Origin of the sequence: Enterobacter asburiae, assembly GCA_011754535.1 — a bacterium.
Lineage (GTDB): Bacteria > Pseudomonadota > Gammaproteobacteria > Enterobacterales > Enterobacteriaceae > Enterobacter > Enterobacter cloacae_N.
In genome coordinates this window covers 1,755,835-1,781,269 of the sequence record JAAQVN010000001.1, presented here as the reverse complement: position 1 = coordinate 1,781,269, position 25,435 = coordinate 1,755,835, and the positions used below count along the sequence as shown (strand labels likewise).

Genomic DNA, 25,435 nt, shown 5'->3' with positions numbered 1-25,435 from the left:
AGGGACAACGATGAAAAGAGAACCGACTCCACCCGCCCACTGCACGTTTGAGCCAGAGGACTGGCTGCGCCTGGCGAAATGCTGGCATCCGGTTGCGCGCGCCTGCGACGTCGGCCCGGCACCGGTCAAAGCGACCCTGCTGGATGAACAGCTGGTGATTTACCGGATCCACGACCAGGTCGTGGTCGCCCGTGACGTGTGCCCGCACCGCGGCGTGCCGCTGACGCTCGGCTTTCACGACGAGCACGGGATTATCTGCCCCTATCATGGCTTACGCTTTGGGGAGGACGGGCGCTGCAACCGTATTCCGTCCAGCCCCGACCAGCCCGTTCCGGCGAAGCTGAACCTGATTAACTATGCCGTGGAGGAGCGCTTCGGCCTGATCTGGACCTGCCTGGCGTTTGACCCGGACAATCCTGCGCCGCTGCCCGCCATGCCGCACTGGGATGACGATGGATTTCAGCAGATTAACTGCCCGGCGTTTGAGGTGAACGGCTTCGCCGGGCGTCAGGTGGAGGGGTTTCTGGACGTGGCGCACTTTGCATGGATCCACACCGATACCTTTGCGGATCCCAATAATCAGTTGGTTCCCACCTATCAGCCGCAGGAGACGCCGTTCGGCTTCGTGGCCGATTACTGGAGCTCCGTGAGCAATTACCCTGCCAGCTCTGACGTGCAGGCTCCGGACGGCTTCCAGTGGCTGCGTCATTTCGAGATGCATCTGCCGTTTACCGCCACGCTGACGATTCATTTTCCGGGTGAATCGCGGCTGGTGATTATGAACGCCGCCTCGCCCGTGTCATCGCGCGTGACCCGCATGTTCGCCCCTATTGCGCGCAACTTTGACCTGCATATTCCGGTGGAGGACGTGCATGCCTTTAACCTGCGCATCTTCGAGGAAGATCGACTGATGGTGGAAACCCAGCGCCCGGAAAGTCTGCCGCTGGATCTGACGCTGGAAGCCCATATTCCCGCCGATAAAAGCTCAATTGCCTACCGCCGGGGACTGAAAAAAATGGGCTTTGGCGAATTTTTCCTGGTATGACGGAGGCCGATATGTTGAACGTGATTGTCGACGGGCTGTGGCGTGAGGGGGATAAAAGCCTTGCCGTCAGGCTGGTGGCCGAAAACGGCGAAACGCTGCCGTCCTGGCAGCCCGGCGCGCATATTGATGTACACCTGCCCAGCGGCGTGGTGCGCCAGTACTCCCTGACCGGGGCATGTCAGGACGAGAGCTATCTTATCTGCGTGGGGCGTGAAGCCGCCTCGCGCGGCGGGTCGCGCTACGTTCACGAGACGCTGCGTCCCGGACAGACGCTTTCGATCTCTGCCCCGCGCAACCTGTTTCCACTGCATCAGGCTGAGCGGGTGTTGCTGCTGGCGGCGGGGATTGGCATTACGCCGCTGTATGCGATGGCCCTGCAGCTGAAGGCGTCCGGTACGCCGTTTACGCTGCACTATTACGTCAAAAACCGTCAAAGCGCGGCGTTTGCTCGCGAACTCCTGCAGTGCGGTAAGTGCTTTATTCATACCACCAGCCCGCGATCCACCCTGGCAGAGCACCTTCCCGCGCCCGAGGCAGGTTTGCGCGCCTGGGTGTGCGGACCTGCGGGCTTTATGGAAAAAGTGCGTGAGGTGGCGACGGCGAAGGGATGGGAGGACGACCATATCCACAGCGAGGCGTTTCAGCCCGCTGCGCCTGTCACGGGCGGTGAATCCGGCGAGATCTTTACGGTCAAACTCGCCTCCACCGGGGAGCGCTGGCCTGTGCCTGCGGATAAAACCATCGCCCGGGTACTGCAGGAAAACGGCGTGGACGTGCCGCTGTCCTGCGAAATGGGGATCTGCGGTGCCTGCCTGACGCCGGTGATTGACGGCGTGGTGGATCACCGGGATAGCGTGCAGTCGGAGGCGGAAAAAAGCGCAACGGACCAGCAGGTGGCGCTGTGCTGTTCTCGGAGCCATTCCAGGGAGCTGGTGATCGGGCTGTAAAACGAAATAAATATCCTCCGGCACAGCCGGAGGTTTTTCAGATGTGCCGGTAAGGCTTTGTTATCAGACGCGTCCCGGCTGCCACGCGTAATCAATATGGCTGGCCTGCTCGCGCGCCAACGCTTCATCGCCCTGTAATCGCGCCGCCAGGGTAAAAGCGAAATCAAATACGTTGCCCAGCCCGCGGCCGCTCAGCAGATTGCCGTCCTCCACCACGTCGGCATTGACGTAAATGCCATCGCTGACCGTTTTCCACAACTCGCCGGAGCAGACATAGCGACGCCCCTTCAGCAGTCCGTTGCCGCCCAGCACGCGAGCGGCGGCGGAGCAGATCGGGCAGATATATTTGCCCGCTTCATCGTGGCGGCGGACGAAGGCAATAACCTCCGCGCTTTTCGCCAGGTTAACGCTGCCTTGCGGGCCTCCTGGTAACACCACGGCGTCAAAGGTCTGGTCGAGGCTGACCTGCAGAGTGCTGTCCGCCATCACAGAGATGGCGTGATAGCTCACCACTTCGCGACTCTCGCCGCAGGCAATTGTCTGCACCGTAATATTCAGGCGGCGCAGGATATCGACAGTGACGATCGCTTCCCCTTCTTCAAAACCGGGGGCTAATAGCACGGCTACGCTTTTCATCTTGCTCTCCATTGCTTAAGGCTTACCAGTACGGATGCCAAATCTGTCGCAACCGCGCCAGCAGCTCAAGATAGAAATAGTCACCCCAGCTACAGCACTGATCGACGCCCTTACCGCTGCCCATGTGATAAACCGAGTGCTGCAGCAGCCCTTCGGTCGGATCGTCGTCATGGGCAAGGTAGTTATCGGTCAGCGACTGCGCAATACGCAGCGCCATCTCTTCATAATACGCGCGGTTTGCGTCGAGCGTCGGCAGCGCCTTGACCAGCTCCAGCAGGCCACAGGCGGCAATCGCCGCCGCTGAACTGTCGCGCACGGCGTCGGTACCGAGCAGGGCCAGATCCCAGTGGCAAATATCATCTTCCGGCAGACGGTTGAGGAAGTAATGCGCCAGGCTGCGTGATAGCTCAACCATCTGCTTATCGCCGGTGTGCTGATAGCTGAGCAGAAAGCCGTAAATGCCCCATGCCTGGCCGCGCGACCAGCACGAGGTATCGCTGTAGCCCTGATGGGTATTGCCAAAGCGCGGCTCACCCGTCTGCACATCCATATAGTAAGTGTGATAAGTCGAGGCATCTTCACGCACGATATACTTCGCTGCCTGTCCGGCGTGCGCCGTCGCCGCTTGCGCATAGCGCGGATCCCCGGTCTGTTCGCTGGCCCAGTACAGCAGCGGCAGGTTCATATTGCAGTCGATGATCATTCGTCCCTGCTGCTCCGGGTCGTTTAAATCACCCCACGCCTGAATAATGTTGGCCGTCGGATTAAAACGCTCCATCAGGCGCTCTGCCGCCAGCAGCGCCGACTGGCGAGCGGCTTCGTTGCCGGTGAGCCGCCAGGCGCTGATGCAGGAGAGCGAATAGAGGAACCCGAGATCGTGCGTTGCGGTGTCGATGCGCTGCTCAATACGCCGGGCGAACGACGGTAAATAGCGCTCGGCGGCTTCGCGATAATGCGCTTTGCCGGTCATCTCCCACGCCAGCCACAGCTGGCCGGGCCAAAAGCTGGTGGTCCATTCCACGTTATCGGTGCGCGGCCAGACACCCTTCTCACAGGCTTCGCCGGGGAACTTATCGCCGAAGGCGACAATATTCTTGTCGAGCTTGCGCGTGACGCGGGATAACGCCGCTTCCAGCTTCTGGCTCAGCGCCAGGCGATCGACCTGAAGCAGTTCGATCGGCCGCAGCGCTTCGGTGATAACAGATTTGGTCATAACAACTCCTGAATTAATGTTTGGCCGGTTCAACCGGGGCGGTATCTAAAGCCGGAGCAAAGGGTCGTGAGTCATCGCGCGTCGACTGGCAGCGCGACAGCGTAAAGGCGGAAATCAGCGTAAATATCAGGGCGCAGCAGCCCATCAGCAGATAGGTATGCTCAAAGCCTATCCTGTCGTACAGGTAGCCGGCAGGCGGGGCGACCACAATCGAGCCAACGTAAATCATCGCCTGGTAGCCCAGCAGGTACATCGTGGCGTTAACCCGACGATGGAAATGTTCGGCGATGTATTTGAAGACCGAAATCAGCAGCAGCGCGATCTCGACGCCATAAAACGGTTTGATGATGGAGATAACAATCGGGTCGCTGGTCAGTCCGGAGGCGATCAGCCGTGCTCCGACCACACAGCCGCAGAACAGCAGGCCGCGCTTAGCGCCGTAGTGGTTCACCAGCCACGGGATAAACATCATCATCACGAACTCCATCCCCGACTGGACGGTGCTCAGGTAGCCGTACCAGGCATTCCCCTGCTCTTTGGTGGCGAAGAACGACACGAAGTAGCGCGGGAACTGCTGTTCGGCGATAAACATCATCCACGCCACCCCGGCAACGTAGAGGCTGAACATCCAGAATTTGCGGTTTTTCAGCAGCATCAGCACGTCGGCGAAGACGATCTTATTGGCGGAGATGACGCTGTTGTTGCGCAGCTGCTCGTCGCCGATTTTGAGGCTAATCAGCACCAGCAGCATCAGTACCGAGGTACCGCTGCTGAGCAGAAAGTTGGCCAGCGGCGTGACGTTAAACAACAACCCGGAGACCGAAGCCGCCATCGCCCAGCCCAGCGAACCCCACATTCTGATGCGGCCAAACTCCAGCCCGTACAGGCGGCTAAAGCGGTCGGCGTAAGATTCAGACGCCGCCACGCCGGCGTACCAGCCCAGGCTCAGATACAGCGCGCCGATGATAATTCCCGCCATCGCATGGCTTTGCAGCAGCGGCTGGTATACCAGCGCAAAAAACGGCGCCATCAGCGCAGAAATGGCGCAGACAAAATAGAGCAGCCACTTGCTCATGCCGATTTTGTCCATGATGTAGCCGTACACCGGCTTCAGGACCACCGCGAAGACGCCATTAATAGCGAACACGCTGCCGATGGTGACGCTATCAAGGCCTACTTTCTGGCTCAGCCACAGAGCGTACAGGCCAAAGCTGGATGACCACGTGAAGAAGTAAAGGAAAATAAAGGTACTCATTTTGTACTGCGCGGCGCGTACGGACGATGATGTGCTCATAGTGATGCCTCCGGAGCCAGAACGAGCGTCGTTTCTTGTCGTGCCGTCACGAAGCGTACCGCGTCATCGCTAATGATGGCCTGTGGGCAGCGTTGCGGCTCGAAGTCGGCGGCATTTCCCGCCCACACCGCGCTGATTAACACATGCTTGCCGGGGTCGAGTTCACCGCGCAGCAGCGGCACCGCCGCGCGCTCGGCGAACAACAGATTGCTGTTTGGCGGCGTCAACACCGTCTCGCCGCGGCGGGCGTGCGCATGGAGACAGAAAATGGCTGATACATCCCGGACATTGCGTAACCAGCAGGCGCTGTCACTCTCGTGGACCTGCGGTTGCGGGCGGTTTGCCAGGCTAAAGCCACCTTCCGCACAGTCCAGCGCGCGCCGGGTATCGATACGATGGACGCGCAGCTGCCAGTCACCCAACGCCAGCAGCCAGGTCTCAATCACCACATCGCGCCACGGCAGCCAGCGGCTGTAAATGGTGCCGTTTGTGGTTACCACGTGCTGGCATTCGCGGCGGCCACGCCAGTAGTTATCCTTTTCGGCCAGCAGCAGCATCGAATCGGGTGCGGCATGGTTCAGGCCGTAGCGCCCGCGTTCAATGGTGAAGCCAAAGCGGGTGGAATAGGCAAATTTGCAGTATTTCGCTTCGGTATTGACGAAGTTGTTCAGCTCCAGCTGGCCGGAAGTCAGCATCCACAGGTGATCGGCCTGATGCACCACCACCTGATCCGCGTGGGCTATCGTGTGCTGCGCGGGCAACGGCGGCAGCGGCAGCTCAGCCGCCTGCCAGAAGGCATTGCCCTCATCTAATGCCAGCACCAGCAGGGTCTTCAGGCCCCAGTACGGTGAACCCGGCGCGTTGTAGTCTTCCGCCATCGCCAGATTCGGGTAGCTGTAGCCGACGCTGAGTACGCCGTCGCGGTCGAACATCGGCTGCTTCAGCCACCAGCGCAGATGGCGCAGAACGATGCCCTTAATCACGCCGGGCGAAAAGACCTCCAGCCCGGCGAAGGCCGCCGCACTCCAGAACGCCGCCTCAGCAAAGCGGTAGGTCAGGCTGCGGCCAAACGGGATCGCCGCGCCATCTTCGGCAAAGAAATGGATGAAGTCAGAGGAGAAACGCGCAGCCCGGTCACGCAGCGTTGCACAACGCTTTGGATCGACCCCGGCCATGAGCTTCGCGTAAATCAGGCCATAGAAATGGAAGCCCATCGAGATGTAATAGTCGCGCGGCCGTCCCGGACCATCGGAATACCAGCCATCGCCGAGGTAGTAGTGCTCCATGGCAGCAAAATGAGCTTCCAGCGCCTGCGGGTTGGTTGGCATGCCGCAATAATGGAAGCCGACCTGCACCAGAATTGGAAAGTAGTGCCAGTTGTTATCGGGGATATCCTGAGTCTCACACTGCTTTAGCCAGCACCATAAATTCTCTTTCTCCGTCTCGGTGAAGTGTGCCAGTACGGTTTCACCCGCCAGCGCCAGCAGCAGCCCGTAGGCCGCCATCTCAACGATTCGCTGATCGTAAGGCCCGACGTCGCCCCAGTAATCGGCATGGTGCGGATTGGTGCCGTTTTTTATTGCCTGTAAATAGAATGAGAAGTGCTGCGGCTCGCTGCCGCCAGCCAACAGCGGCGTCACGCCCCACAGCAGGCGGGAAAACGTTTCCATGCTCGCGACACGCTGGCCGTAGTGAGCGGTAAAGTTCGCTAAATCAATGCGGCTGGCGTCTTTTTTAAACCAGGGCGCCACCGCGTTCAGCATATCGTTGACCAGCCGTTGCACCTCTTCCCGGCTTGTCAGTGGATTATCCAGATGAATATTTTCAGGTTGCACAGGGTCCTCCCGCATTACACGAGGGTAGAGATAACTTATTGTTATTAGGCTTTTTAAAGCCACGAGGGCGACGTCTGAATGAAGAGTATCTGCTTTTATTCCCGGCGCTGAGTGAGCAGACTCACAAAATTAAACCGCCATTTCATTTTTACTGGATTTTGTCGAACGCGAGGGGGATAAATTACAAATGATGGCCTAAAAATTTAAATCTGTTGTTCTGGAGGTAAAATGGGTGAAGCGCAGCTGCTGGAACGCATTACGCTCGATCGGCAGGCCATTTCTTTCAACCGCATGTACACCACCAGCGCGATTTACTACCACTGGCATCAATGCGTTGAATTGCTCTATATCTCCAGCGGCTACGGCATCGTGGTGGTGGATAATCAGCACTACACCGCCCGTCCGGGGCGATTATTTATCTTCCCACCCTTCCGCTTGCACAAAGTGCAGGTGGATCATAGCGATAAGAACCCCTATCACCGCACTACCATGCACATTGAGCAATCGGTCGTCGAAAGTGCGCTCAGCGCCTTCCCGCGCCATCAGGCCCGGTTCGCCGCGCTGGCCGCCAGCAATCTGCCAGCACAGATTTACGATCTCAGCAATCACGCGGCGTTTATCGAGAGGATCCTTGAACAGTTTCAGCGCCTGGAGGGCAACGAGCAGACCGAGGCCTGCGAGGTTGCATTTCTGGTGATGCAGCTCATGACGTTTCTGCCCGAGCAGCCGCAGCCCTACCCTCCGCGCCAGCAGACCGTCGCCTCGCGGATTATGAGCTGGGTCGAAGCCCACTATGCCAGCAAGTTTTCGCTCGACCAGCTAGCGCACGACCTGGGGCTTTCGCGCAGCTATACCTCACGCATTTTCCGCCAGCAGACCGGCGGTACTATCCACGAATATTTGCTGACCCGGCGAATAAAAAGCAGCTGCGAGCTGTTACGGTACAGCGATGAGCCTATTGACGCCATCGCCCTGGCAGTCGGGTTTAGCGAGGTGACCTATTTCATCACCTGCTTTAAAAAGATGATGCGTCAGACGCCACTGCAGTATCGACGCAGTATCCGCTGCACCAGAATTCCCTGTTAGGGCGGTTTTAACAAATCAAAGGGGATTTTGAACGCTGGATCAAAGCGGACGGGTTTGCTGAACCTCCAGCCTGGCCGGGGGTCTTCTGTGCACAAAAAAACCCAGGTCGCATAACGACCTGGGTTTCGAATTTGGCGGAAGCGTAGAGATTCGAACTCTAGAACCCTTTCGGGTCGCCGGTTTTCAAGACCGGTGCCTTCAACCGCTCGGCCACGCTTCCAAAGTGAGGCGCACTATAAACATCTATTAGCGCCTTGTAAAGCAGGAATTTTTCTATTTTTCCCCACAGGCGTTTGACTGCGCAAAAAGTCACCCGGACGCCGCCCTTACATCGCTTCCTCCTACCTTGTACATACCGTTACACAGCAACGCTCATTCTTTTAAATCACCGTGGTATAGAATGCCCCAAAAATAGACGGTCAATTGTTGTGTAATTGTAATAAACCCGGGTAACGCGGGTTTTAACGCATTACCGCCATATAACCTTACTGGTTGATGATGAAAATCAAAAATACGTTTTGCTTACATATCCTGATGGCGGTTTTGGCCATTTTAGCCCTGAGCTTTCACCCGCTGGTGACAAGCTTTGATCCGCCGCTTACATTCCAGCCGCTGATCAAATCCATGGCGGGGACGGCTAAAGAACAGGCGGAAAAAATAGCCACCATTTCTCATGCCCTCGAAGGGAACGCTATTTTTTTCATCGGTGCATCTGAGGTTGCCACCTCAGAAGATGAACATTACGCCGTATATAATTATTTTAATAAGCAATTACACCAGCCCGTCGTGGCCTATGGCGATGCGTTTGTCGATGACGAAACGCAATTTTTACTTCTCTCGCGTTTTAAAAATAGCCTTAATGCAAACAGCAAAGTGGTATTGCTTCTCGCACCCGATGCCTTTTACTCAAAAGGTCTGCCGCCCGCTATCTATGCGGATAATTTCCCGGGTTCTGTTTTTAATCCTCTGATGAAAGATCCGCAAGCGCGTCCGATACTGGTGAATGACGTAAAGCATATTGATCCTAAAGGGATAAGCCATTTAACCTTTGGCCAAATGCGTATCTACGGCTGGCACCCCGACCTGATTTGGGATGAACTCAGTTTTCAATTTGCAAATTTTTGCACCCTGATAAAAAACGACTGGCTGTCGCTGCTCAACATTACGCCAAAAACGGCGCAACCCTGGCCGCCGCAGCCAACCACCCACATTGCCCCTGACTGGGATAAAGAGCTGGCGAATGCCCGCGAGTTAAATAAAAAACGCCAGCAGAGCGCGGCCACCCTGTGGATGGACAAAACGATTTACGAGGAGGACGGTACACGGCAGCAGTGGGATGACACGCCGGTCGTACCTGCGCAAATCGCCGCATTCAGAAAAACCGTCCAGTTGCTGAAAGACCGTCACGTGCAGGTGATTGCGATCGTCGACCCGGTAAACCCCTGGGCGCTTTACAATACCGACACCTTCCGCCCGGTTGATAAGCAAATTCAAACCATTCTGAAAGAGAACCAGATCCCTTATTTAGATATGTACGCCATGCCTTATCAGAATGGCTGGAACTGGGATCGTTTGCACCCTTCCGAACTGGCCTGGGTTCCTATGATTCGCTTTATTGCACAGAGCTTTAAATAATGAAAATCGCGATCCGTCTTTTTTTCCTTTATCTCCTGCTGGCGATCACCATCGTCGCGTGGACCGCTGTCGATGACAGCATGAGTATGCAGCTGCATTTTGAATATCAAAAGTTCTGAGGCCGAATGATGTATAGCTCAGGAATGTTTTTTGTGTATTTGTTTTCATCCGCCCTGGTGTTTGCGCTGGTCAATCGCGTATTACGTCATCGTCTGACTTATTTATCGGCCTTATCCGTCCTGGCTGCATTAAGCTGGGGCTATATTTTTCAGGGTGATTACCGTGTTCCCGCGGTCGTTTTTTTCAGTTTTTTCCTTGTCGCCACGTTAAAAGAAAAAGGATGGTTAAAAACCTGGCAGGCTATTGTGTTAACGCTGCTTCCTTTATTTTTGGTGAAATTGCACGTTAATCATCATCTCGGCATGATCGGCCTCTCTTTTATGACGTTCCGCGCGGTGGACGTGCTGCTCTATCGCAGTAAAAAAGAAGGGCAGAATTTCCTGCATTATTTCTGCTATCTGTTTATGCCTTTTATTATTCTGGCTGGCCCAATGTACCGCTGGCGGACATGGATGAGCGACGTCAGCAAGCCCGTCTTTGCCCTTAACCGCGAGCAGTTTTTAGTCGCGTTAGAGCAAATTATTACCGGCATTATCCAGAAGTTCCTGTTTGCTATGTTGGTTGATTCACTTGTCGTGCAGCCCTGGAGCCATAAGCCGTTTACGCTGACCGTGGGCGTGGTGATGTCGATTGCCTATAGCGCCTACCTCTACTTTGATTTTGCGGGCTACAGCAATATGGCCATCGGCGCAGGCCGCCTGTTTGGGTTGAACATTCCGGCAAACTTCAATATGCCGCTTCTGGCGAAAAATCCGCAGGACTTCTGGCGCCGCTTCCACATCAGCCTGTCTGAATGGCTGCGCGACGTGGTGTTTATGCCCATTTATATGAACCTGATGAAGTTCAACTTTTTCCGCCAGAACAAAACGCTGGCGCAAAATATCGGTATTTTTTGCACCCTGTTCTGCATGGGGGCGTGGAACGGCCTGGAACGCCATTACGTGATCAGCGGCGCGCTGTTTGGCGCGATTTCCGTCGCGCACAACATGCTGTTGTGGTCAGCCAAACGCAGCCCGGCGTTACAACGTGGCTTGCAGTATCCGGCCGTTGCGTTTTTAGGGCGAATTCTGACGCTGGGAAGCGCCGCGGGCTCCCTTTACATCTTTAGTGGAATGTCACCTCTATGAAAAATCACACCGATCTGCAGGAACTGCAGGATTTCTTGCGTGCGGCATTATACGATCCCGCCTCCCCGCAGCAGCTGGCCATCAGCGGCAGCGACGAGGCCTTAAGCTGGCTGCAGCTTTCCGCTGCCGTGACGGACTGGGCACAGCGCTATGAGCGTTGCCAGCCTGTTGCCGGTACGCCGGTCGTATTGTACGGACATCAGCAGGCCGAGTTCGCCGTGGCGATTTATAGCTGCCTGCTGCACAACATTCCGTACATTCCGGTGGACTGCATTTACCCGCAGGAGCGCCTGCGGGAGATCTGCCATCTGGCCAGCGCCCCTTACTATTACGACGTGGCGACGCGGCAGTTCCTCGCCACCGGCGAGGCGGGCAAGGTGCTGGAGGAGCAGGATCTGGCCTATATCATGTTTACCTCAGGCAGCACCGGCAAACCGAAAGGCGTGCAGATTGGTCGTGAAAGCGTATGGCACTTCATGAAGTGGGTCAGTCAGGACTTTTCGCTGCCGGAAAAACCGGTGCTGATGAACCACGCGGTGTTCAGCTTTGACCTCTCCCTGATCCCTTTACTGGCGAATCTGGCGATGGGGGGCCACATCGTGCTGAACGCTAAAGAGGATATCCAGAAAGAGAACTGGCTGGCGCGGCTGAAAAGCAACGCGGTTTCCGCCTGGGTTTCCACCCCCTCTTTTGCCTACCAGCAGCTGCTTTCCCCGCACTTTAACAGCGAGTATTTACCTGCACTCAGCGTCTTTATCTTTATTGGCGAAGTGCTCAATAAAGTGCTGGTTAAACAGCTGCGCCGCCGCTTCCCGCTGGCCAGAATCATCAACTCCTATGGCCCAACGGAAGCGACCATCGCAACGACCGTGGTTGAAATCACGGATGAGATCCTGAATAGCGACAGCGCCGTGCTGCCGGTGGGAGTCATGATGCCTGACAGCCGAATGGAAATTTCCGCCGAGGGCGAGCTGATTATCTGGGGCAAAAACGTCATGCGCGGCTACCTCGGCCTGCCGCAGGAGAACGCGGCAAAACTGCTGCATCGGGAAAATGACGCGTTCCGCGGCTACCGGACCGGCGATCTGGGCTATGAAGACGGGCTTATCTACTGCCAGGGCCGCAACGACAGCCAGGTCAAGCTGAATGGCTACCGCATTGAGATCAACGAGATCGAAAACCGCCTGCTAGCCATGTCCGGCATTAACGAAGCGGTGGTGATGCCGCTGATGAAACCCTGCGGCAGCGTGCTGCGCATCGCCGCGTTCTGCGTGACGGATATGGCACCGGATGCGATCAAAACCTCGCTGTCGAAGGTGGTTCCCCACTATATGGTGCCTTCACAAATTATCGTAAAAGACGCTTTGCCGCTGAATCCTAACGGCAAAATTGACCGCAAGCTGCTGGACGCTTACGCCCGCACACATTAATTATCCCAGGAAAAATGATGGAACAAGATATTCTCGCCCTGTTTGAAAAAGTGTTATCCCGCAAGGTGGGCTTTCACGATGAACTGATTGAATCCGACATTCTCGACTCCATTCTGGCGGTCGACATGGTGCTGGAGGTGCAGGACGTTTACGGCTGTACGATCCCGCCGACCGACGTGGCGACGGTGCTGAAAACCCCGGCAGATCTTGCCCGCTATATTGAAGAGAACCGTTAACGCCCGCTCCTCTGATGGCTCCGGGGATCTCACCGGGGCCCATCATTCGCTCTCCCCTTCTGGATATCTTTCACAGGAATGAAACCCACCGCTTTTACTATTTCTCCTACACTTTAGGGGTACTGTCGGTACGGGAAAAAAACAAGCCAACATCATCAGGACAATAATGGTTCGCTATGCGTTCAGCCAGCGATCGTTGTGTCTTTCACAGAGGAGTCTGCGGTATGGCATTCGTAACAACGAAAGACGGCGTCAACATTTACTACAAAGACTGGGGTCCGAAAGAGGCTCAGCCCATTGTTTTCCATCACGGCTGGCCGCTGAGTGCCGATGACTGGGATAACCAGATGCTCTTCTTCCTTGCAGAAGGCTATCGCGTTATCGCTATCGATCGTCGTGGTCACGGCCGTTCTGATCAGGTCAGTGAAGGGCACGATATGGATCATTATGCGGCCGACGCGTCAGCCGTGGTTGAAAGCCTGGACCTGCACAATGCCGTGCACGTCGGCCACTCGACCGGCGGTGGTCAGGTTGCCCGCTATGTTGCGAAGTACGGCCAACCGCAGGGGCGCGTCGCCAAAGCGGTGCTCGTCAGTTCCGTTCCTCCTCTGATGGTCAAAACGGACACTAACCCCGGCGGGACGCCCGTTGAGGTTTTCGACGGCTTCCGTAAAGCGCTGGCGGCTAATCGCGCCCAGTTTTACCTCGACGTCGCCAGCGGTCCTTTTTACGGTTTTAACCGGGAGGGAGCCGAGGTTTCACAGGGTACGATTCAGAACTGGTGGCGTCAGGGGATGATCGGAAGCGCCAAAGCCCACTATGAGGGGATCAAGGCGTTTTCAGAAACCGATCAGACAGAGGATTTGAAAACCATTACGGTTCCCGTTCTGGTGATGCAGGGCGACGACGATCAGGTTGTGCCTTATAAGAATGCCGCCCTTCTGCAGGATAAGCTGCTGGCGAACAGCGTGCTGAAAATCTATCCGGGCTTCCCGCACGGGATGCATACCACGCACGCGGATACCATCAACGCGGATATTCTGGCCTTTATTCGTTCCTAGACGTCAGGTTTACAGATAAGCGCAAAAGAAAAACCCCAGCTTAACGAGTAAGCTGGGGTTTATATCTGGCGGAAGCGCAGAGATTCGAACTCTGGAACCCTTTCGGGTCGCCGGTTTTCAAGACCGGTGCCTTCAACCGCTCGGCCACACTTCCTGAGTGAGGCGAACTATAAACACCTCACCGCATGCTGTAAAGAGCGGCTGCACTCGTTCGCTGTAAAAATAGCCAAAACGTGTTTAATCGGTTGAACTGACAACATATCGGCGATTTTATCAGCATAAAATCCAGCCCTCTCGCTTAGTGCTTTTTGATGTACATATCTTTTGTGAAGTAGTACCCCAGCTTATCCGGCGTAAAGCCACCGACCCACGGTTTGACCAGGTGCGTACGGACGTAGTGATAAACCGGAATGGCCGGCACATCACGGCCCAACAGGTCTTCCGCCTGCTGGTAGAACTTACCCCGCTCTGCCGGCGTTTTGGCTTTTGCGGCGTTGATCAAGGCTTGATCGTAGTCCGGGTTGCTGTACTGGCTGGTATTTTCACTGTCGCCGGTACGGAAGTTGTTCAGGAAGGTCGCCGCGTCGTCATAGTCGGCAATCCAGGCGTAACGTACCGCGTCAAAGTTGTGGGTGTGCATGGTATCCAGCATGGTTTTCCACTCCTGATTTTGCAGCTTCGCGTCTACGCCGAGGTTTTTCTTCCACATAGAGCTGGCCGCAATCGCGATGCGCTGGTGCGATTCAGAGGTGTTATAGAGCAGGTTGAATCTCAGAGGATGGCTTTCGTTATACCCGGCCTCGTTGAGCAGTTTTTTCGCCTCAGCAATGCGCTTGTCCAGCGGCCAGCTGGCGTAATCCGGATTCTGCAGCTTGACCCCGCCAATGTCCGGCTGGCTAATCAGCCACGCCGGGCGCTGTCCCTGCCCTAACACTTTTCCGGCAATGATGTCTTTATCCAGCGCCATATTTAGCGCCTTACGCACCCGCGCGTCGTTGAACGGCGGCCGGGTGGTGTTGAATTCGTAGTAATAGGTCGCCAACTGCGGGGAGACATCCAGTTGGCTGCCCAGGTTTTTCTTGAGCTGGGCAAACTGGTTAATCGGCACCGTGTACACAATATCAATTTCGCCCGCTTTGTAGCGGTTCACATCGGAGGCCTCCGAGGTGATGGGCAGGTAGGTCACCTTTTTGATGACGGTATGCGCGTTATCCCAGTAGCGCGGGTTACGCTCCGCCACAATGCGTTCGTTGACCACCCACTGAGACAGTTTATACGCGCCGCTGCTGACGAAATGCTCCGGTTTAGTCCACTTTTCGCCGAAACGGCCAATCAGCACTTTATCCACTGGCACCAGCGACGGGTGCGCCAGCATCGCCAGAAACGCCGCGTTGGGCTGGGTGAGCGTCACTTCCAGCGTGGTGTCGTTAATTGCTTTTACGCCCAGCGTGTCGGGGGATTTTTTCCCCTGAGCGATATCGGCCGCGTTGGCGATATGCATGTTGCCCGGATAGCTGGCATAGGGAGAAGCCGTTTTAGGGTCGATCAGACGCTGCCAGCTCCAGACCACATCCTCTGCGGTAATCGCCGTGCCGTCGCTCCAGGTGATGCCCGGACGCAAGTGGAACGTCCAGACGGTGTTGTCCTTGTTCTCCCATTTTTCTGCCAGCCGTGGTTGAATTTCCCCTGACGGGGAAACACTCACCAGACCTTCGAATAAATCGCTGATAATATTAAATTCGACATCGCTTTCGACTTTATGCGGGTCGAGCGAGGCCGGTTCGCTACCGTTGTTTCTGACCAATTCCTGTTTTTCGGCCAGCGCGGTTCCTGCCGGCACATTCGCCGCCCAGGTCGCCGTGCTGGCGCACAGGATCCCTGCGGTGAGTAAAGAGAGCGTAAAGCGCGTGCGTGTTTGTGGTTTCATTTCCTTCGCCTTATTGTCTGTTTTGTGACGATCCGGAAATAACTCTTAGCGGCCTTATGGTAATAAAGCAATATTTTTCAGTAACCTATAAGAGGTTGATCTGATTAATCTCGACAAACCGTTGTTCATACTGATGAAACGTATTTCTGCAGAAGAAATAACCAGCTCCGGCGCTAACCTGCTGAGTAAAGATGGGTAAAACCACTTTGAGACTGACGCGCCGTTTCCTATTCTTTCCGTTAATTACATCTGTCATAAGAGAGTGACTCATGGATCGTATAATTACTTCCTCACGCGACCGCACATCGCTACTCAGTACCCACAAGGTGCTGCGCAACACCTACTTCATGCTCAGCCTGACGCTGGCGTTTTCGGCGATCACCGCTACCGCCAGCACCGTGCTGATGCTGCCGTCTCCGGGGCTGATTCTGACCCTGGTGGGCATGTATGGCCTGATGTTCCTGACCTACAAAACCGCTGACAAACCGGTCGGTATTCTTTCCGCATTCGCCTTCACCGGCTTCCTGGGCTACATCCTGGGGCCGATCCTGAACGCGTACCTGTCTGCCGGCATGGGTGACGTGATTGGCATGGCGCTGGGCGGCACCGCGCTGGTGTTCTTCTGCTGCTCGGCCTACGTGCTGACCACGCGCAAGGACATGTCCTTCCTCGGCGGTATGCTGATGGCGGGTATCGTGGTGGTGCTGATTGGCATGGTGGCAAACATCTTCCTGCAGCTGCCTGCCCTGCATCTGGCAATCAGCGCGGTGTTTATCCTGCTGTCATCCGGCGCGATCCTGTACGAAACCAGCAACATCATTCACGGCGGTGAGACCAACTACATCCGCGCGACCGTGAGCCTGTATGTGTCGCTGTACAATATCTTCGTCAGCCTGCTGAGCATCCTGGGCTTCGCCAGCCGGGATTAAGCTGACCTGCTGAAACAAAAAGGAGAATGCCTCAGGCATTCTCCTTTTTTTATGCCCTAGTCACCGCGGCAAATATAGGTGGGATAGAGCCGGTCCTGTATCAGCCACACGGCGGGTTCGACCTCGGAGATCGTGAGGTAATAGCGGGCTGTCGGCCTCGCAAAGCCTCCCCACTTTTCGTCCGGGGTATTGTCATTATGCCGACGCCAGGTTTTGGTGTAGCTCAACACGATAACGTTATCATCATCCCGTCGCGACCAGGTAAAATCCACATCCCTGTCAACGATCATGCCCCGGCCTTCAGCCATGGCAGCCCCTTTGTACGTTGTAAAGCCGGTACCGTCCCGATGAAAATAGAACTGGGCCACGGTATTGACCCGGACCTCATTCGCTTTTCCCTCGTTGCGCGTAAAGTTAAATTCCGTACTGCAGGCCAGCGCATCACGCTTATACAGGCCGCCCGAATAGATAAACAGCGCCAGCGCGCCGCCGACAAGCGCACCGCCCGCGGCGAACAGAAGTTTAGTTTTCATTTTTCTGCCCCGCTTTTATAGCGAATGGTTTTGCACAGGCTGGTTTTATTGACCGGGCATGCACCAATAAACACTTCATCCGCAGCTGCAAGGTTAAAGCGGGCGCTGAAATAATAGATATTGTACGCTTCGCGCGCGCACGCCACGTTATTCGCCTCCAGCAGCGCCGTCAGTTTCGAGAGCACCAGTAGCCGGCCATGATCGTTAATAAGCCAGATGCTGCAGCCCGCTATTTTTTGCGCGACGGGCTTTGGCGTCATCGGTAGAGCAATCTTCTGCTGCTGGTTAAACAGCAGGCCTAACCCCAGTGATGATGCTAACAATACCGCCGCCGCGGCGCCCCATTTCAGAGAAATACGCTGACGTTTTGCCTCTGGCGGAACCACAACAGAGTGCGGTTGCGGTTCAGCAGGGTGAACGGTTTGCGCAGGCTGGCAAATCACATCGGCAACAAAACGGAATCCATACCGGGGTATCGTCACAATAAAATTGTGATGTTCACCGAGGGACTGGAAGCCTTTCCGTAATTCACTGACCGCTTTGTTGAGGTTATTTCCAGACGGCGTAAAGCCATACTCCTCCCAGACGCGCGTAATTAATTCTTCCCGACTCAGATCGTGCCCTTTATGACGAATAAACTCCTGCAAAAGGCGAACGGCTGGCGCCGAGAGCGTTAATACAGACTCCGGTTGACCAACAAGACTAATTGCATGTGCTTCAGGATCAAATAACAACGAATTATTGCATATAAAAAACATATTTCACTCTCAGCTATTACCGCAGGCTTCTTTTATCCCTGTGACATCGGCAAGAAAATCACGTCCTGAGCAGGTTGTTTTTTCATCAACAGGAATTTTCTCCCCATCCTGGGTAGCGGCATTTTCTTTTAACTATACAACTTTAAGCCCATCAAAGCAGGATAAATCACTGTATATCAGCAGTTAACTAATACAAATTTTCACAACCTGCTGTTCTGGTTAAAGTTTCCCTGCCCTGAAGCGATACGAAAGCAGACGGTGTCCTGGTGTTAAAAACCGTACAAGAACTCAGAGCAGGCAGGCTGAATGTGAAACAGAAACAAAAAGTGAATATGACAACCGCGTTTTATGTCGCCGCGCTGTCGCTGTCATTTTTCTCAGAAATGACAATGGCCAATATGAGCGTCTATCCAATGGAACTTAACGTGGATAGCACCGGCGCAGCGCAAATAAAAGTGGCATCGAAAACGGATGATATTCAGTTCATCCGGGTGAGGCAAAAGAAAATTCTTAACCCCGGAACGGCCCAGGAAAAAGAGATTGACGTTGCTTCGTGGAAGGAAGGCGGCGTCGTGGTGACGCCCGATAAATTTGCCCTGGCGGCAGGCGCAATGCGCGTGGTGCGCCTTGTTTCACTGACGCCGCCGGAAAAAGAGACCACCTGGCGAGTCTATTTTGAAGGGGTAAAACAGCCGGACAGCATTATTGCCGGCCAGCCCGAAAGCACGGCAGCGACGGCAAGGCTAGGGGTCAATGTTATCTGGGGGGCGCTGGTACATCTGGCCCCTGCCACGGAGCGCGTTTCGCTGCATATCGATCCCGCACGGGGGACCGTCACTAATGCCGGCACCCTGCGCGTGCCGCTCAGGGAGATAGGTATTTGTCAGTCAGACGACACCTGTAAATGGATTAAAGAAGACGCCACGATTTACCCGGATACCGAGCGGAAATTAAAAACGCTTAATCAGGTAAACGGCAAAAAATACAAATTCCGCTACTTCAACTGGGTGAAAAAAACCGCTGAAGAAGCTGACTTACCCGTCGTGCAATAACACGACGTCACTGTAAAAACCCTTGTGGTTTGTTTAAAGAGCCAGGGTGCTCATTTGTAAAATATGGAGATATCAATGCGTAAATTTATTAAACCTCTGATGATCGTTGCCGCGATGACCACATCTGCCAGCGCGCTGGCGATCCAGAAAGATATTACCGTCAACGCCAGCGTTGATTCACAGCTGGATATGACCCAGGCCGATAACACGCCGCTGCCAGCCAGCATCGACATGCAGTACCTGCCGGGTCGTGGCCTGGAAAGCTACCGCCTGAACACCAAGGTATGGTCCAACTCCGCTACCAGTAACGTCAAAGTACGCCTCGTTAGCGCAGCTAAGCTCACCAACACAGATGGGGATCAGATTGTACCGATGACGGTTCTTCTCGGTGATAAAACCCTCTCCACCACCGATGCCGAATTTACCGGAACCGAACTGTTCCCGGGCAGCGTCGAAAACGGTTCTGCGGTTCTGCCTCTGACCATTTCCCAGACTACCAAAGGCATTCTGAAAACCGGCCAGTACAGCGGCGTTGTGAGCCTGATGCTGACTCAGGCGACCACCACGGAAGGCGGTGCGTAACACCACAGCACCTAAGGAATAACGTCAGAGGGCGCCCGCCCTCTGACGTCAGGATGATGTCGAGGCTCGTTCATGGCGTTTCACAGAAATACCCTCCTTTTTGTTGCTTTATTACCCGCATCTGTCCACCTCGCCTGCGCTGAGATGGCCGTCCCGGCCGGATTCGAGGACCTGGCAAAAACGCAGCGCATGTGGACAGAAGTGAGCTTATACGGCGAGTCGCTTGGCCTTTTTGAAACCGATATCAATCTTGAAACGGTCAGTTTTGTCGCGCCTGAAACCGTGGTCGCGGCCATCAAACGTCAGTTTAACGACGATCCTGCCCTTATCGGCTCCGTTTCCGCGGCGCTGGCCGTTCCGCTTGCCCGTAACGGCAACCTGGCCTGCAGCAGCAACGGCTCCGCGACGGGATGTGATTATCTCGAAACCCGCCGTGCGGCCATCATCTATGACGAAAACAATGCCCGTATAAACCTGTTTTTTGATAAGCGCTTTTTGCCAAAGCCCTCGGTGGAAAACCAGTGGTATCAGCCCACGCAGGAGACCGAGAATGCGTTGATTCATCAGCAAAATATCAATTTTGTTGCCGACAGGGATTATCAGTCCGCCACCATTCAGGGCAACGGGGCACTGGCGCTGACCCGGGACGGCTATCTTAACCTCGACTGGACCTGGCTGGGACAACGCTCGCGTCACCAGCAGCAGCAGGAAATAACCGTTAACAATGCCTGGTTCCGCCAAGATTTATGGCGTGAATATTATGCACAGATAGGCGAGATGGATACGCGCGATCTGTTCAGCAACGCCGGGGGAAATATTAACCTCAGCCAACTGCCGCTGGGCAAAATTCGTGGCCTGCGCGCGGGCTCGACCCGGGCCTGGATCAACCCGGTTCAGCAATCGAAGGGCACGCCCGTTACGGTGCTGCTTTCGCACGATGCGCGCATCGACGCGCGCCGCGGCAAGGAGCTTCTGGCCAGCTTTTACCTCAATGCCGGGGCGCAAACCCTGGATACCCGCGCGTTTCCTGATGGAAGCTATACCGTGACGCTGTCAGTTTACGAAAATAACCGTCTGACGCGTACCGAGCAGGTTCCGTTTACCCGTACGGGCATTACGCCATTCGACCGCGTCGAGTGGTTTATGCAGACAGGAGAAACGGCCAATAACGATCCTAATGACGTACGCAGCCCGGTCGCGCAGGCGGGCGTACGCCTGCCCGTAACCCCGACGCTGGCGCTGACCAGCGGCGCAACCGTCCTGAAAAGACAACATTTTCTGGAAAATGCCCTCGACTGGAGCCGCGGCTTTAACGCGGGTCCGATAGACGGGGTGTTAAGCACGCGCTTTAGCTACCTCTACGGCAGCAGGGGTCAGCGCGGCAATATTCAGCAAATCAGCTATAACGACGGGTTTTCGCTGAGCTTCTACCGCAACGCGTTATCCGCTGAAAATTGTAATACCCGCAGCGCAGGTTTTGACGCCGTCAACGGCTGTTATCGTAGCCTCTCGGTCATGTTCTCCGTGCCTGTTGGCACGTGGTACGCCAACCTGGGGTATTCGGATAACCGCAACGAAGGGCGCTACGTTACGCGCCGGGAACTGCCTGACCATGACGATCGTCACGACGCTGGCCTGCCGTGGGAGCCGGTGTATGTGACCCGCTCCCGCACGCAGGCCTGGCAGGGCGGGCTGAGTAATACCTTTAGCGCGCGCGGTCTGAACATCAACAGCAGCATTAACCTGTTTATGCGCAACGACCACTCTCGCGATGGGAAAGACAAAGGCGGCTATCTGAGCGTTAGCCTCTCACTTGCGCATAAGCGTCAGGGCGATGCGTCAGGCTATACCTCGCTTGGGGCAACCTGGCAGCACCAGCAGAATCAGAAAAACCAGCTGAGCTACAACGTGGCGCATAACTGGTATGCCGACGCGCGCGGCGAGAATGAATACGGCCTGAGCGCGTCGGGGATCAACAGCGATTCGCTCAACGCCTCGGCGTATACGCGCCAGGGCGGACGTTTTGGTAACGCCAGCCTGACGGTGAGCGACGCGTGGGATCGCCAGGATCGGCGCCATACGTTAAGCAGCAGCGGCAACTACAGCTCCACCCTCGCCCTGTCGCGCTCCGGGCTGTGGCTTGGCCGCTGGGGCGACGGACGCCCGGCTTCTGCCGTTGCGGTAAACGTGGCTACGCCTGAGGACTCCCGGGATTCACGCGTCGCCGTCTCGCTGGATAACGGCGGCAGCGCGGATATCCCGGCCAACAGCCGCGCCCTTTTTGCGGTGCCTGGTTATCAGCCAACAACGCTGACGGTTAATGAGTCGCTGAACGTCTCATCAGGTGCCAGCAGTGAAATCACGCAGGGTTCCGGGAGCCGAACGCTCTTTATGGTGCCGGGCAAAATGCTTCGCCGGGACGTGCAAACCACCACCCGCTACACCTGGCTCGGCCAGCTCACTGACGAACATCATTCACCGTTCGTTGGCGGCGTGCCGCTTAACGTGAACGGCTGGAACGATCTCGGTAATGGCGGTTTCAGCGCCCAGAGCGACGCCCTGCTCCGCAACCTTTATCTGGTGCGTCAGCAGCAGTTTTATCAGTGTGAGCTGAGCGTAAAAAGCATGCGCGACGTGGTGCGTTACGTCGGGTCGATCCCGTGTCGGGAACTCACCTTCTCCGCCCTGCCGGATTCGGTCCAGCACCAGGCGCAACTGATGCTCGCCGGACGTAACGTGCCGACGGGGCCTACGGCCATGAATGCAGAGCACCTCACCAAAGGGAAATGATGTGAACAACTACCTCTTTATTTTGCTTTTTTTGACCTTGTGGAGCTGCCAGACGCTGGCGGGAGTCCCTGCCGGAAGAAACTCCAGCGTAGGGATTAGCTACGATCGCGCGGTGCCGCCTGCGCGTTTTGATATCTGGGTCCATGAACCGAGCGGTTACGACACTATCGACCCGCAAAAGTGGGGACGCAACACCTTGACCTGCGAGTCCCGCACCGACCCGACGTACGGGGCGTGTATGACAGCACCGGTCTGGTTTCCCGCGAACCCGGCCGCCCCCTACGCCATTACGCTGCGTTTTACCCACACGTCGACAAATAAAACCGCAGATGTGAAGGTCTACGGGGAAAAACATATGTTTTTCAATAATATAACCTTCACCTTTGCCAGCTTTGTCACCGGCGGCACCGACATTCTCTCGGCCTGGAAGCGGGAGCCCTATTTTGATTTTTACATCGTTAAAGGCGAACTGGACAAGCTCGCCCAGCCGGGCATCTGGACCGCAACGCTGAAGCAGAACCTGCGCGAATGGGGAAGCGCCGAGTGCGGGGGCAACTTTAACGATGCCAACGTCGGATGCCCAGGCTACCTCACCATTGCCCGCTGGCAGGCGACGATACGTATTGAGGTGGTCGATCCGGGTAACCAGCAGATTTATCTGCCGGCGTTCCCCCACTCAACCCCGATGGTTAACCTCAATCTGACCCATTTTCCGGGGCGGCCCGGCGGCAGCGAAATCCAGGGCGAGAGCGCGCTGGATATGTGCCTGTATGACGGCAAAAACAGTGCCAGCACGCGCGTCTATCTGCGCTTTGAGGATGACGGTTTAGCGGCAACGGGCCGTACTGAGGGGGCGTTTTCCGTCAGACGACGCGGTGGAAGCCAGACCGAAGCGCGGGATCGGCTCGATTATCAGGTTACGGTGATCAACCCGGTAACGGGCGCAGTAGAAACCGCGGCGAATGGCAAAACGCTGGTCTGGCAGGGCACTAATGACCCGCAATATCTGCGTCAGGTTGTACTGCCGGGTGGACGGGAGAGCGTACTTTGTGTCCCCGCCCCCATCGTTCTGAAAACGCCCGCGTTTGCTGCCAGCAGTAAAAATGCCGGGGATTACACCGGCACGCTGCGCGTTATCTATACGCCCAGTACCTTATAAAGAGGCCATCGTGAGTTACGCCATTCTCGACAATAATCGTTTTTATGCAGAAGGGTTGCGCTATGCCCTTCTGCGTCGTAACGCTCAGACGCAGGTTGAGAGCGGTACTGTAAAGTGGTGCCGTTCGCTGCTGGCCTGCGACACCCTCGTTGTTCGCTGCCGCTTTTCCGTCTCGGGGGCGCATCTGGCGCTGGTCGACATTCTGCTGCAGCTGGAGGCCAGGTGCTGGGAAGGAACGGTGTATCTGGTGTGCAATGAAAAAGGCTGGGCGCTGGCTACCCATCTGCGAAAGCGGTTTGCCACGCTGACCTTATATATCATTGACGACCGGATTGCCGTTGCGGATGCGGCATATCTGCTTGCCAGAGAGCCCCGCCGGGTGCGGACCCTGAATTGTTGCCTGACGGGCATGGAGTTCAACGTTCTCGACAGGCTGGTGAACGGACAATCGGTAAGGCACGTCGCGCATATGACACAGATGAGTGAAAAACAGGTCTCGACGTATAAATGCAACGCGCTGAAAAAGCTTAATGCCAACAATCTGCTCCAGCTTCTTCTGTAGGTCGAGGTTTCTCACTCCGCCCCTTATTTGCTAGACTAGGGGCGGTTTTTACTTTATCGACAGAGCACTATGTTCATTTTTGCAGGCCAGGAAATTGAGACCGATAGCGAAGGCTATCTGAAAGACACGACGCTATGGAGCGAGCCGCTGGCGGAGAAAATCGCCGAAAACGAAGGCATCGCCCTCTCCCCCGAACACTGGGAAGTGGTGCGTTTCGTGCGTGAATTCTATCTCGAATTCAACACCTCTCCGGCGATCCGCATGCTGGTCAAAGCCATGGCCAACAAGTTCGGCGAAGAGAAAGGCAATAGCCGCTATCTGTATCGTCTGTTCCCGAAGGGCCCGGCAAAACAGGCCACTAAAATTGCCGGCCTGCCAAAACCGGTGAAGTGCATTTAGTAGCGTATACCGAAGTTAACGTACTCCCGGCCGGGTTGATGCGGTTCCGTTAGCACCTTATCAACCCGCGCGCTGCGCGGCCCGCCCGCCTTCAGCCACGCCACCAGCCTGTCGACCTGCTCCGCTTCGCCGCAGGCGACCACCTCAACGCTGCCGTCGTCCATATTTCGCGCGTATCCCGTAAGCCCAAGCTGAACGGCCTCGCGCTGAGTGCTGTAGCGGAACCCGACGCCCTGAACGACGCCGTGAACCCAGGCAATGGTGCAGACTTTTGACATTATTCTTCTCCTTAACGTAGCGTTTTCGGCAAACAACCATAGTGCTGCCGGAAACGGGCGGTGAAACGAGAGCTGGAAAGATACCCACATTGTAATGCGATTTCGCCAATCGGTAATCGGGTTGACTGTAGCTGCGACAAAGCAACGGCCATCCTCACCTCCTCGACAATCTGGCGAAAACTCTGCGACTCCTCGCGTAACCGCCTGCGTAGCGTCGGCACGCTTAATGCGAGACGGCTGGCAACGTCCTGCGCGGTCCATGCTCTGGCGGGCGACAGCATAATGAACTGCCGCACCTGCTCGGTCAGGTTACTGCTCCGCTCAACAAGCAGCGGACCTGCCATGCCGTCATGCAGCAAGGCCAGCAACAGACCGAAGGCCTGATGTTTTTGCAACGCCTCCGGTAACTCCTGACGCACGGCGTGCAGCAGGTTATCCCACATAAACGCCAGCCCTTCGCTCAGCGGAGCACAAAGCGAATGCAGCGTCGTGCGCGGCCAGGATTTCAGGTAATGTGCCTTAAACTCGGCGACGATCTCCGGGGACAACATCAGCAAATCCGAGTGAAACAGACCGTTTACAGGCTGATTGATAATCTCCATCGCCGTATTGGCCGGGATAATAATCAGCTCATCCCGGGTTGCCACCAGTCGGTTGTCGTCCTGCACAATCACCTTGCTGCCATGCGTGATATGACAAATGGCCGGAAAAAAGAGCTTAACCTGGTGCAGGCGATGCATTTTGCTGGCGGTCACTTCACCCGCCGTCAGGTGTTTATGTCGAAAATGGAACTCCTGCACC

Annotated in this window: 24 protein-coding genes and 2 tRNA genes; 15 read left to right on the top strand and 11 right to left on the bottom strand. The window is 55.8% G+C overall.

Translation table 11 applies throughout. The annotated features are described in order from the left end of the window. Positions 1-10 precede the first annotated feature (10 nt). Together hpxD and HBM95_08265 are read left to right on the top strand one after the other, a co-directional pair. Positions 11-1,045: a molybdenum cofactor-independent xanthine hydroxylase subunit HpxD gene (gene hpxD, locus HBM95_08270; GenBank protein NIH42922.1), complete on the top strand. Its 1,035-nt coding sequence runs from the start codon at positions 11-13 to the stop codon at positions 1,043-1,045. 11 nt (positions 1,046-1,056) lie between these two features. Next, positions 1,057-1,992 (top strand): oxidoreductase, encoded by a 936-nt coding sequence (locus HBM95_08265; protein ID NIH42921.1) that lies wholly within the window; start codon positions 1,057-1,059, stop codon positions 1,990-1,992. A gap of 63 nt (positions 1,993-2,055) precedes the next feature. Here HBM95_08265 and HBM95_08260 read toward each other — a convergent pair whose 3' ends face one another. Genes HBM95_08260 through HBM95_08245 form a run of 4 tightly spaced genes read right to left on the bottom strand, consistent with a single transcriptional unit; the run spans position 2,056 to position 6,970 of the window. Then, positions 2,056-2,628 (bottom strand): DJ-1/PfpI family protein, encoded by a 573-nt coding sequence (locus tag HBM95_08260; protein ID NIH42920.1) that lies wholly within the window; start codon positions 2,626-2,628, stop codon positions 2,056-2,058. A gap of 22 nt (positions 2,629-2,650) precedes the next feature. Beyond that, positions 2,651-3,841 (bottom strand): glucuronyl hydrolase, encoded by a 1,191-nt coding sequence (locus HBM95_08255; protein ID NIH42919.1) that lies wholly within the window; start codon positions 3,839-3,841, stop codon positions 2,651-2,653. Between the two features lie 13 nt (positions 3,842-3,854). Then, a complete protein-coding gene (locus tag HBM95_08250; protein ID NIH42918.1) occupies positions 3,855-5,135 on the bottom strand; it encodes an oligosaccharide MFS transporter in 1,281 nt (426 codons plus the stop codon). Further along, positions 5,132-6,970 (bottom strand): DUF2264 domain-containing protein, encoded by a 1,839-nt coding sequence (locus tag HBM95_08245; protein ID NIH42917.1) that lies wholly within the window; start codon positions 6,968-6,970, stop codon positions 5,132-5,134. Before HBM95_08245 ends, HBM95_08250 begins: the two co-directional genes overlap by 4 nt. 228 nt (positions 6,971-7,198) lie before the next feature. On the opposite strand from HBM95_08245, the gene HBM95_08240 reads away from it, so the two are divergent. Further along, positions 7,199-8,056, top strand: coding sequence for an AraC family transcriptional regulator (locus HBM95_08240; protein NIH42916.1), 858 nt, complete (start codon positions 7,199-7,201; stop codon positions 8,054-8,056). A gap of 132 nt (positions 8,057-8,188) precedes the next feature. On the opposite strand, the gene HBM95_08235 is transcribed toward HBM95_08240, so the two are convergent. Continuing rightward, a tRNA-Ser gene (locus tag HBM95_08235) sits at positions 8,189-8,276 on the bottom strand. A 278-nt stretch (positions 8,277-8,554) separates the two neighbouring features. Between HBM95_08235 and HBM95_08230 the strand changes: the two genes are divergently transcribed. The 5 genes from HBM95_08230 (at position 8,555) to HBM95_08210 (ending at position 13,665) form a co-directional block, all read left to right on the top strand. Next, positions 8,555-9,691 carry a D-alanyl-lipoteichoic acid biosynthesis protein DltD gene (locus HBM95_08230; protein ID NIH42915.1) on the top strand — a complete coding sequence of 379 codons (1,137 nt, stop codon included), beginning with the start codon at positions 8,555-8,557 and terminating at the stop codon, positions 9,689-9,691. A gap of 128 nt (positions 9,692-9,819) precedes the next feature. Further along, a complete protein-coding gene (locus HBM95_08225; GenBank protein NIH42914.1) occupies positions 9,820-10,938 on the top strand; it encodes a membrane-bound O-acyltransferase in 1,119 nt (372 codons plus the stop codon). After that, complete coding sequence (locus HBM95_08220) at positions 10,935-12,368, top strand: D-alanine--poly(phosphoribitol) ligase (GenBank protein NIH42913.1); 1,434 nt, start codon at positions 10,935-10,937, stop codon at positions 12,366-12,368. The genes HBM95_08225 and HBM95_08220 overlap by 4 nt, the downstream gene beginning before the upstream one ends. Positions 12,369-12,385: 17 nt before the next feature. After that, a complete protein-coding gene (locus tag HBM95_08215) occupies positions 12,386-12,604 on the top strand; it encodes an acyl carrier protein (GenBank protein ID NIH42912.1) in 219 nt (72 codons plus the stop codon). 224 nt (positions 12,605-12,828) lie between these two features. Then, positions 12,829-13,665 (top strand): alpha/beta hydrolase, encoded by an 837-nt coding sequence (locus HBM95_08210; GenBank protein ID NIH42911.1) that lies wholly within the window; start codon positions 12,829-12,831, stop codon positions 13,663-13,665. Between the two features lie 66 nt (positions 13,666-13,731). Here the strand turns inward: HBM95_08210 and HBM95_08205 are convergent. Next, positions 13,732-13,819 (bottom strand) — tRNA-Ser (locus tag HBM95_08205). Between the two features lie 144 nt (positions 13,820-13,963). Next, on the bottom strand, positions 13,964-15,592 hold the full coding sequence (locus HBM95_08200) for an oligopeptide ABC transporter substrate-binding protein OppA (protein ID NIH42910.1): 1,629 nt from the start codon (positions 15,590-15,592) through the stop codon (positions 13,964-13,966). A 269-nt stretch (positions 15,593-15,861) separates the two neighbouring features. Between HBM95_08200 and yccA the strand changes: the two genes are divergently transcribed. Next, entirely contained in the window at positions 15,862-16,521 is a 660-nt protein-coding gene (yccA, locus tag HBM95_08195; GenBank protein NIH42909.1) for an FtsH protease modulator YccA, read from the top strand. A gap of 56 nt (positions 16,522-16,577) precedes the next feature. Here yccA and HBM95_08190 read toward each other — a convergent pair whose 3' ends face one another. Both HBM95_08190 and HBM95_08185 read right to left on the bottom strand, forming a co-directional pair. Next, a complete protein-coding gene (locus HBM95_08190) occupies positions 16,578-17,054 on the bottom strand; it encodes a hypothetical protein (GenBank protein NIH42908.1) in 477 nt (158 codons plus the stop codon). Continuing rightward, entirely contained in the window at positions 17,051-17,812 is a 762-nt protein-coding gene (locus HBM95_08185; GenBank protein NIH42907.1) for a transcriptional regulator, read from the bottom strand. The genes HBM95_08190 and HBM95_08185 overlap by 4 nt, the downstream gene beginning before the upstream one ends. A gap of 308 nt (positions 17,813-18,120) precedes the next feature. On the opposite strand from HBM95_08185, the gene HBM95_08180 reads away from it, so the two are divergent. The 6 genes from HBM95_08180 (at position 18,121) to tusE (ending at position 24,356) form a co-directional block, all read left to right on the top strand. After that, positions 18,121-18,864, top strand: a complete 744-nt coding sequence (locus tag HBM95_08180) for a fimbrial protein (protein ID NIH42906.1) — start codon at positions 18,121-18,123, stop codon at positions 18,862-18,864. 75 nt (positions 18,865-18,939) lie between these two features. After that, positions 18,940-19,446: a fimbrial protein gene (locus HBM95_08175; GenBank protein NIH42905.1), complete on the top strand. Its 507-nt coding sequence runs from the start codon at positions 18,940-18,942 to the stop codon at positions 19,444-19,446. A 72-nt stretch (positions 19,447-19,518) separates the two neighbouring features. Next, positions 19,519-22,236 (top strand): fimbrial protein, encoded by a 2,718-nt coding sequence (locus tag HBM95_08170; protein ID NIH42904.1) that lies wholly within the window; start codon positions 19,519-19,521, stop codon positions 22,234-22,236. A gap of 1 nt (position 22,237) precedes the next feature. Next, positions 22,238-23,395, top strand: a complete 1,158-nt coding sequence (locus HBM95_08165; protein ID NIH42903.1) for a phage tail protein — start codon at positions 22,238-22,240, stop codon at positions 23,393-23,395. 10 nt (positions 23,396-23,405) lie between these two features. After that, positions 23,406-23,957, top strand: a complete 552-nt coding sequence (locus tag HBM95_08160; protein NIH42902.1) for a response regulator transcription factor — start codon at positions 23,406-23,408, stop codon at positions 23,955-23,957. Positions 23,958-24,026: 69 nt separating this feature from the next. Next, complete coding sequence (gene tusE, locus HBM95_08155; GenBank protein ID NIH42901.1) at positions 24,027-24,356, top strand: sulfurtransferase TusE; 330 nt, start codon at positions 24,027-24,029, stop codon at positions 24,354-24,356. On the opposite strand, the gene yccX is transcribed toward tusE, so the two are convergent. Together yccX and HBM95_08145 are read right to left on the bottom strand one after the other, a co-directional pair. Further along, entirely contained in the window at positions 24,353-24,637 is a 285-nt protein-coding gene (gene yccX / locus HBM95_08150) for an acylphosphatase (GenBank protein ID NIH42900.1), read from the bottom strand. The genes tusE and yccX overlap by 4 nt on opposite strands. Before the next feature lie 8 nt (positions 24,638-24,645). Continuing rightward, positions 24,646-25,434, bottom strand: a complete 789-nt coding sequence (locus HBM95_08145) for a helix-turn-helix transcriptional regulator (protein ID NIH42899.1) — start codon at positions 25,432-25,434, stop codon at positions 24,646-24,648. Position 25,435 lies beyond the last annotated feature (1 nt).

Coding starts and splice junctions, on each gene's coding strand:
- tusE (NIH42901.1), top strand. CDS start 24,027: ATGTTCATTTTTGCAGGCCAGGAAATTGAGACCGATAGCGAAGGCTAT.
- HBM95_08220 (NIH42913.1), top strand. CDS start 10,935: ATGAAAAATCACACCGATCTGCAGGAACTGCAGGATTTCTTGCGTGCG.
- HBM95_08230 (NIH42915.1), top strand. CDS start 8,555: ATGAAAATCAAAAATACGTTTTGCTTACATATCCTGATGGCGGTTTTG.
- HBM95_08255 (NIH42919.1), bottom strand. CDS start 3,841: ATGACCAAATCTGTTATCACCGAAGCGCTGCGGCCGATCGAACTGCTT.
- HBM95_08225 (NIH42914.1), top strand. CDS start 9,820: ATGTATAGCTCAGGAATGTTTTTTGTGTATTTGTTTTCATCCGCCCTG.
- hpxD (NIH42922.1), top strand. CDS start 11: ATGAAAAGAGAACCGACTCCACCCGCCCACTGCACGTTTGAGCCAGAG.
- HBM95_08215 (NIH42912.1), top strand. CDS start 12,386: ATGGAACAAGATATTCTCGCCCTGTTTGAAAAAGTGTTATCCCGCAAG.
- HBM95_08175 (NIH42905.1), top strand. CDS start 18,940: ATGCGTAAATTTATTAAACCTCTGATGATCGTTGCCGCGATGACCACA.
- HBM95_08265 (NIH42921.1), top strand. CDS start 1,057: ATGTTGAACGTGATTGTCGACGGGCTGTGGCGTGAGGGGGATAAAAGC.
- HBM95_08200 (NIH42910.1), bottom strand. CDS start 15,592: ATGAAACCACAAACACGCACGCGCTTTACGCTCTCTTTACTCACCGCA.
- yccA (NIH42909.1), top strand. CDS start 15,862: ATGGATCGTATAATTACTTCCTCACGCGACCGCACATCGCTACTCAGT.
- HBM95_08210 (NIH42911.1), top strand. CDS start 12,829: ATGGCATTCGTAACAACGAAAGACGGCGTCAACATTTACTACAAAGAC.
- HBM95_08185 (NIH42907.1), bottom strand. CDS start 17,812: ATGTTTTTTATATGCAATAATTCGTTGTTATTTGATCCTGAAGCACAT.
- HBM95_08190 (NIH42908.1), bottom strand. CDS start 17,054: ATGAAAACTAAACTTCTGTTCGCCGCGGGCGGTGCGCTTGTCGGCGGC.
- HBM95_08260 (NIH42920.1), bottom strand. CDS start 2,628: ATGAAAAGCGTAGCCGTGCTATTAGCCCCCGGTTTTGAAGAAGGGGAA.
- HBM95_08250 (NIH42918.1), bottom strand. CDS start 5,135: ATGAGCACATCATCGTCCGTACGCGCCGCGCAGTACAAAATGAGTACC.
- HBM95_08170 (NIH42904.1), top strand. CDS start 19,519: ATGGCGTTTCACAGAAATACCCTCCTTTTTGTTGCTTTATTACCCGCA.
- HBM95_08240 (NIH42916.1), top strand. CDS start 7,199: ATGGGTGAAGCGCAGCTGCTGGAACGCATTACGCTCGATCGGCAGGCC.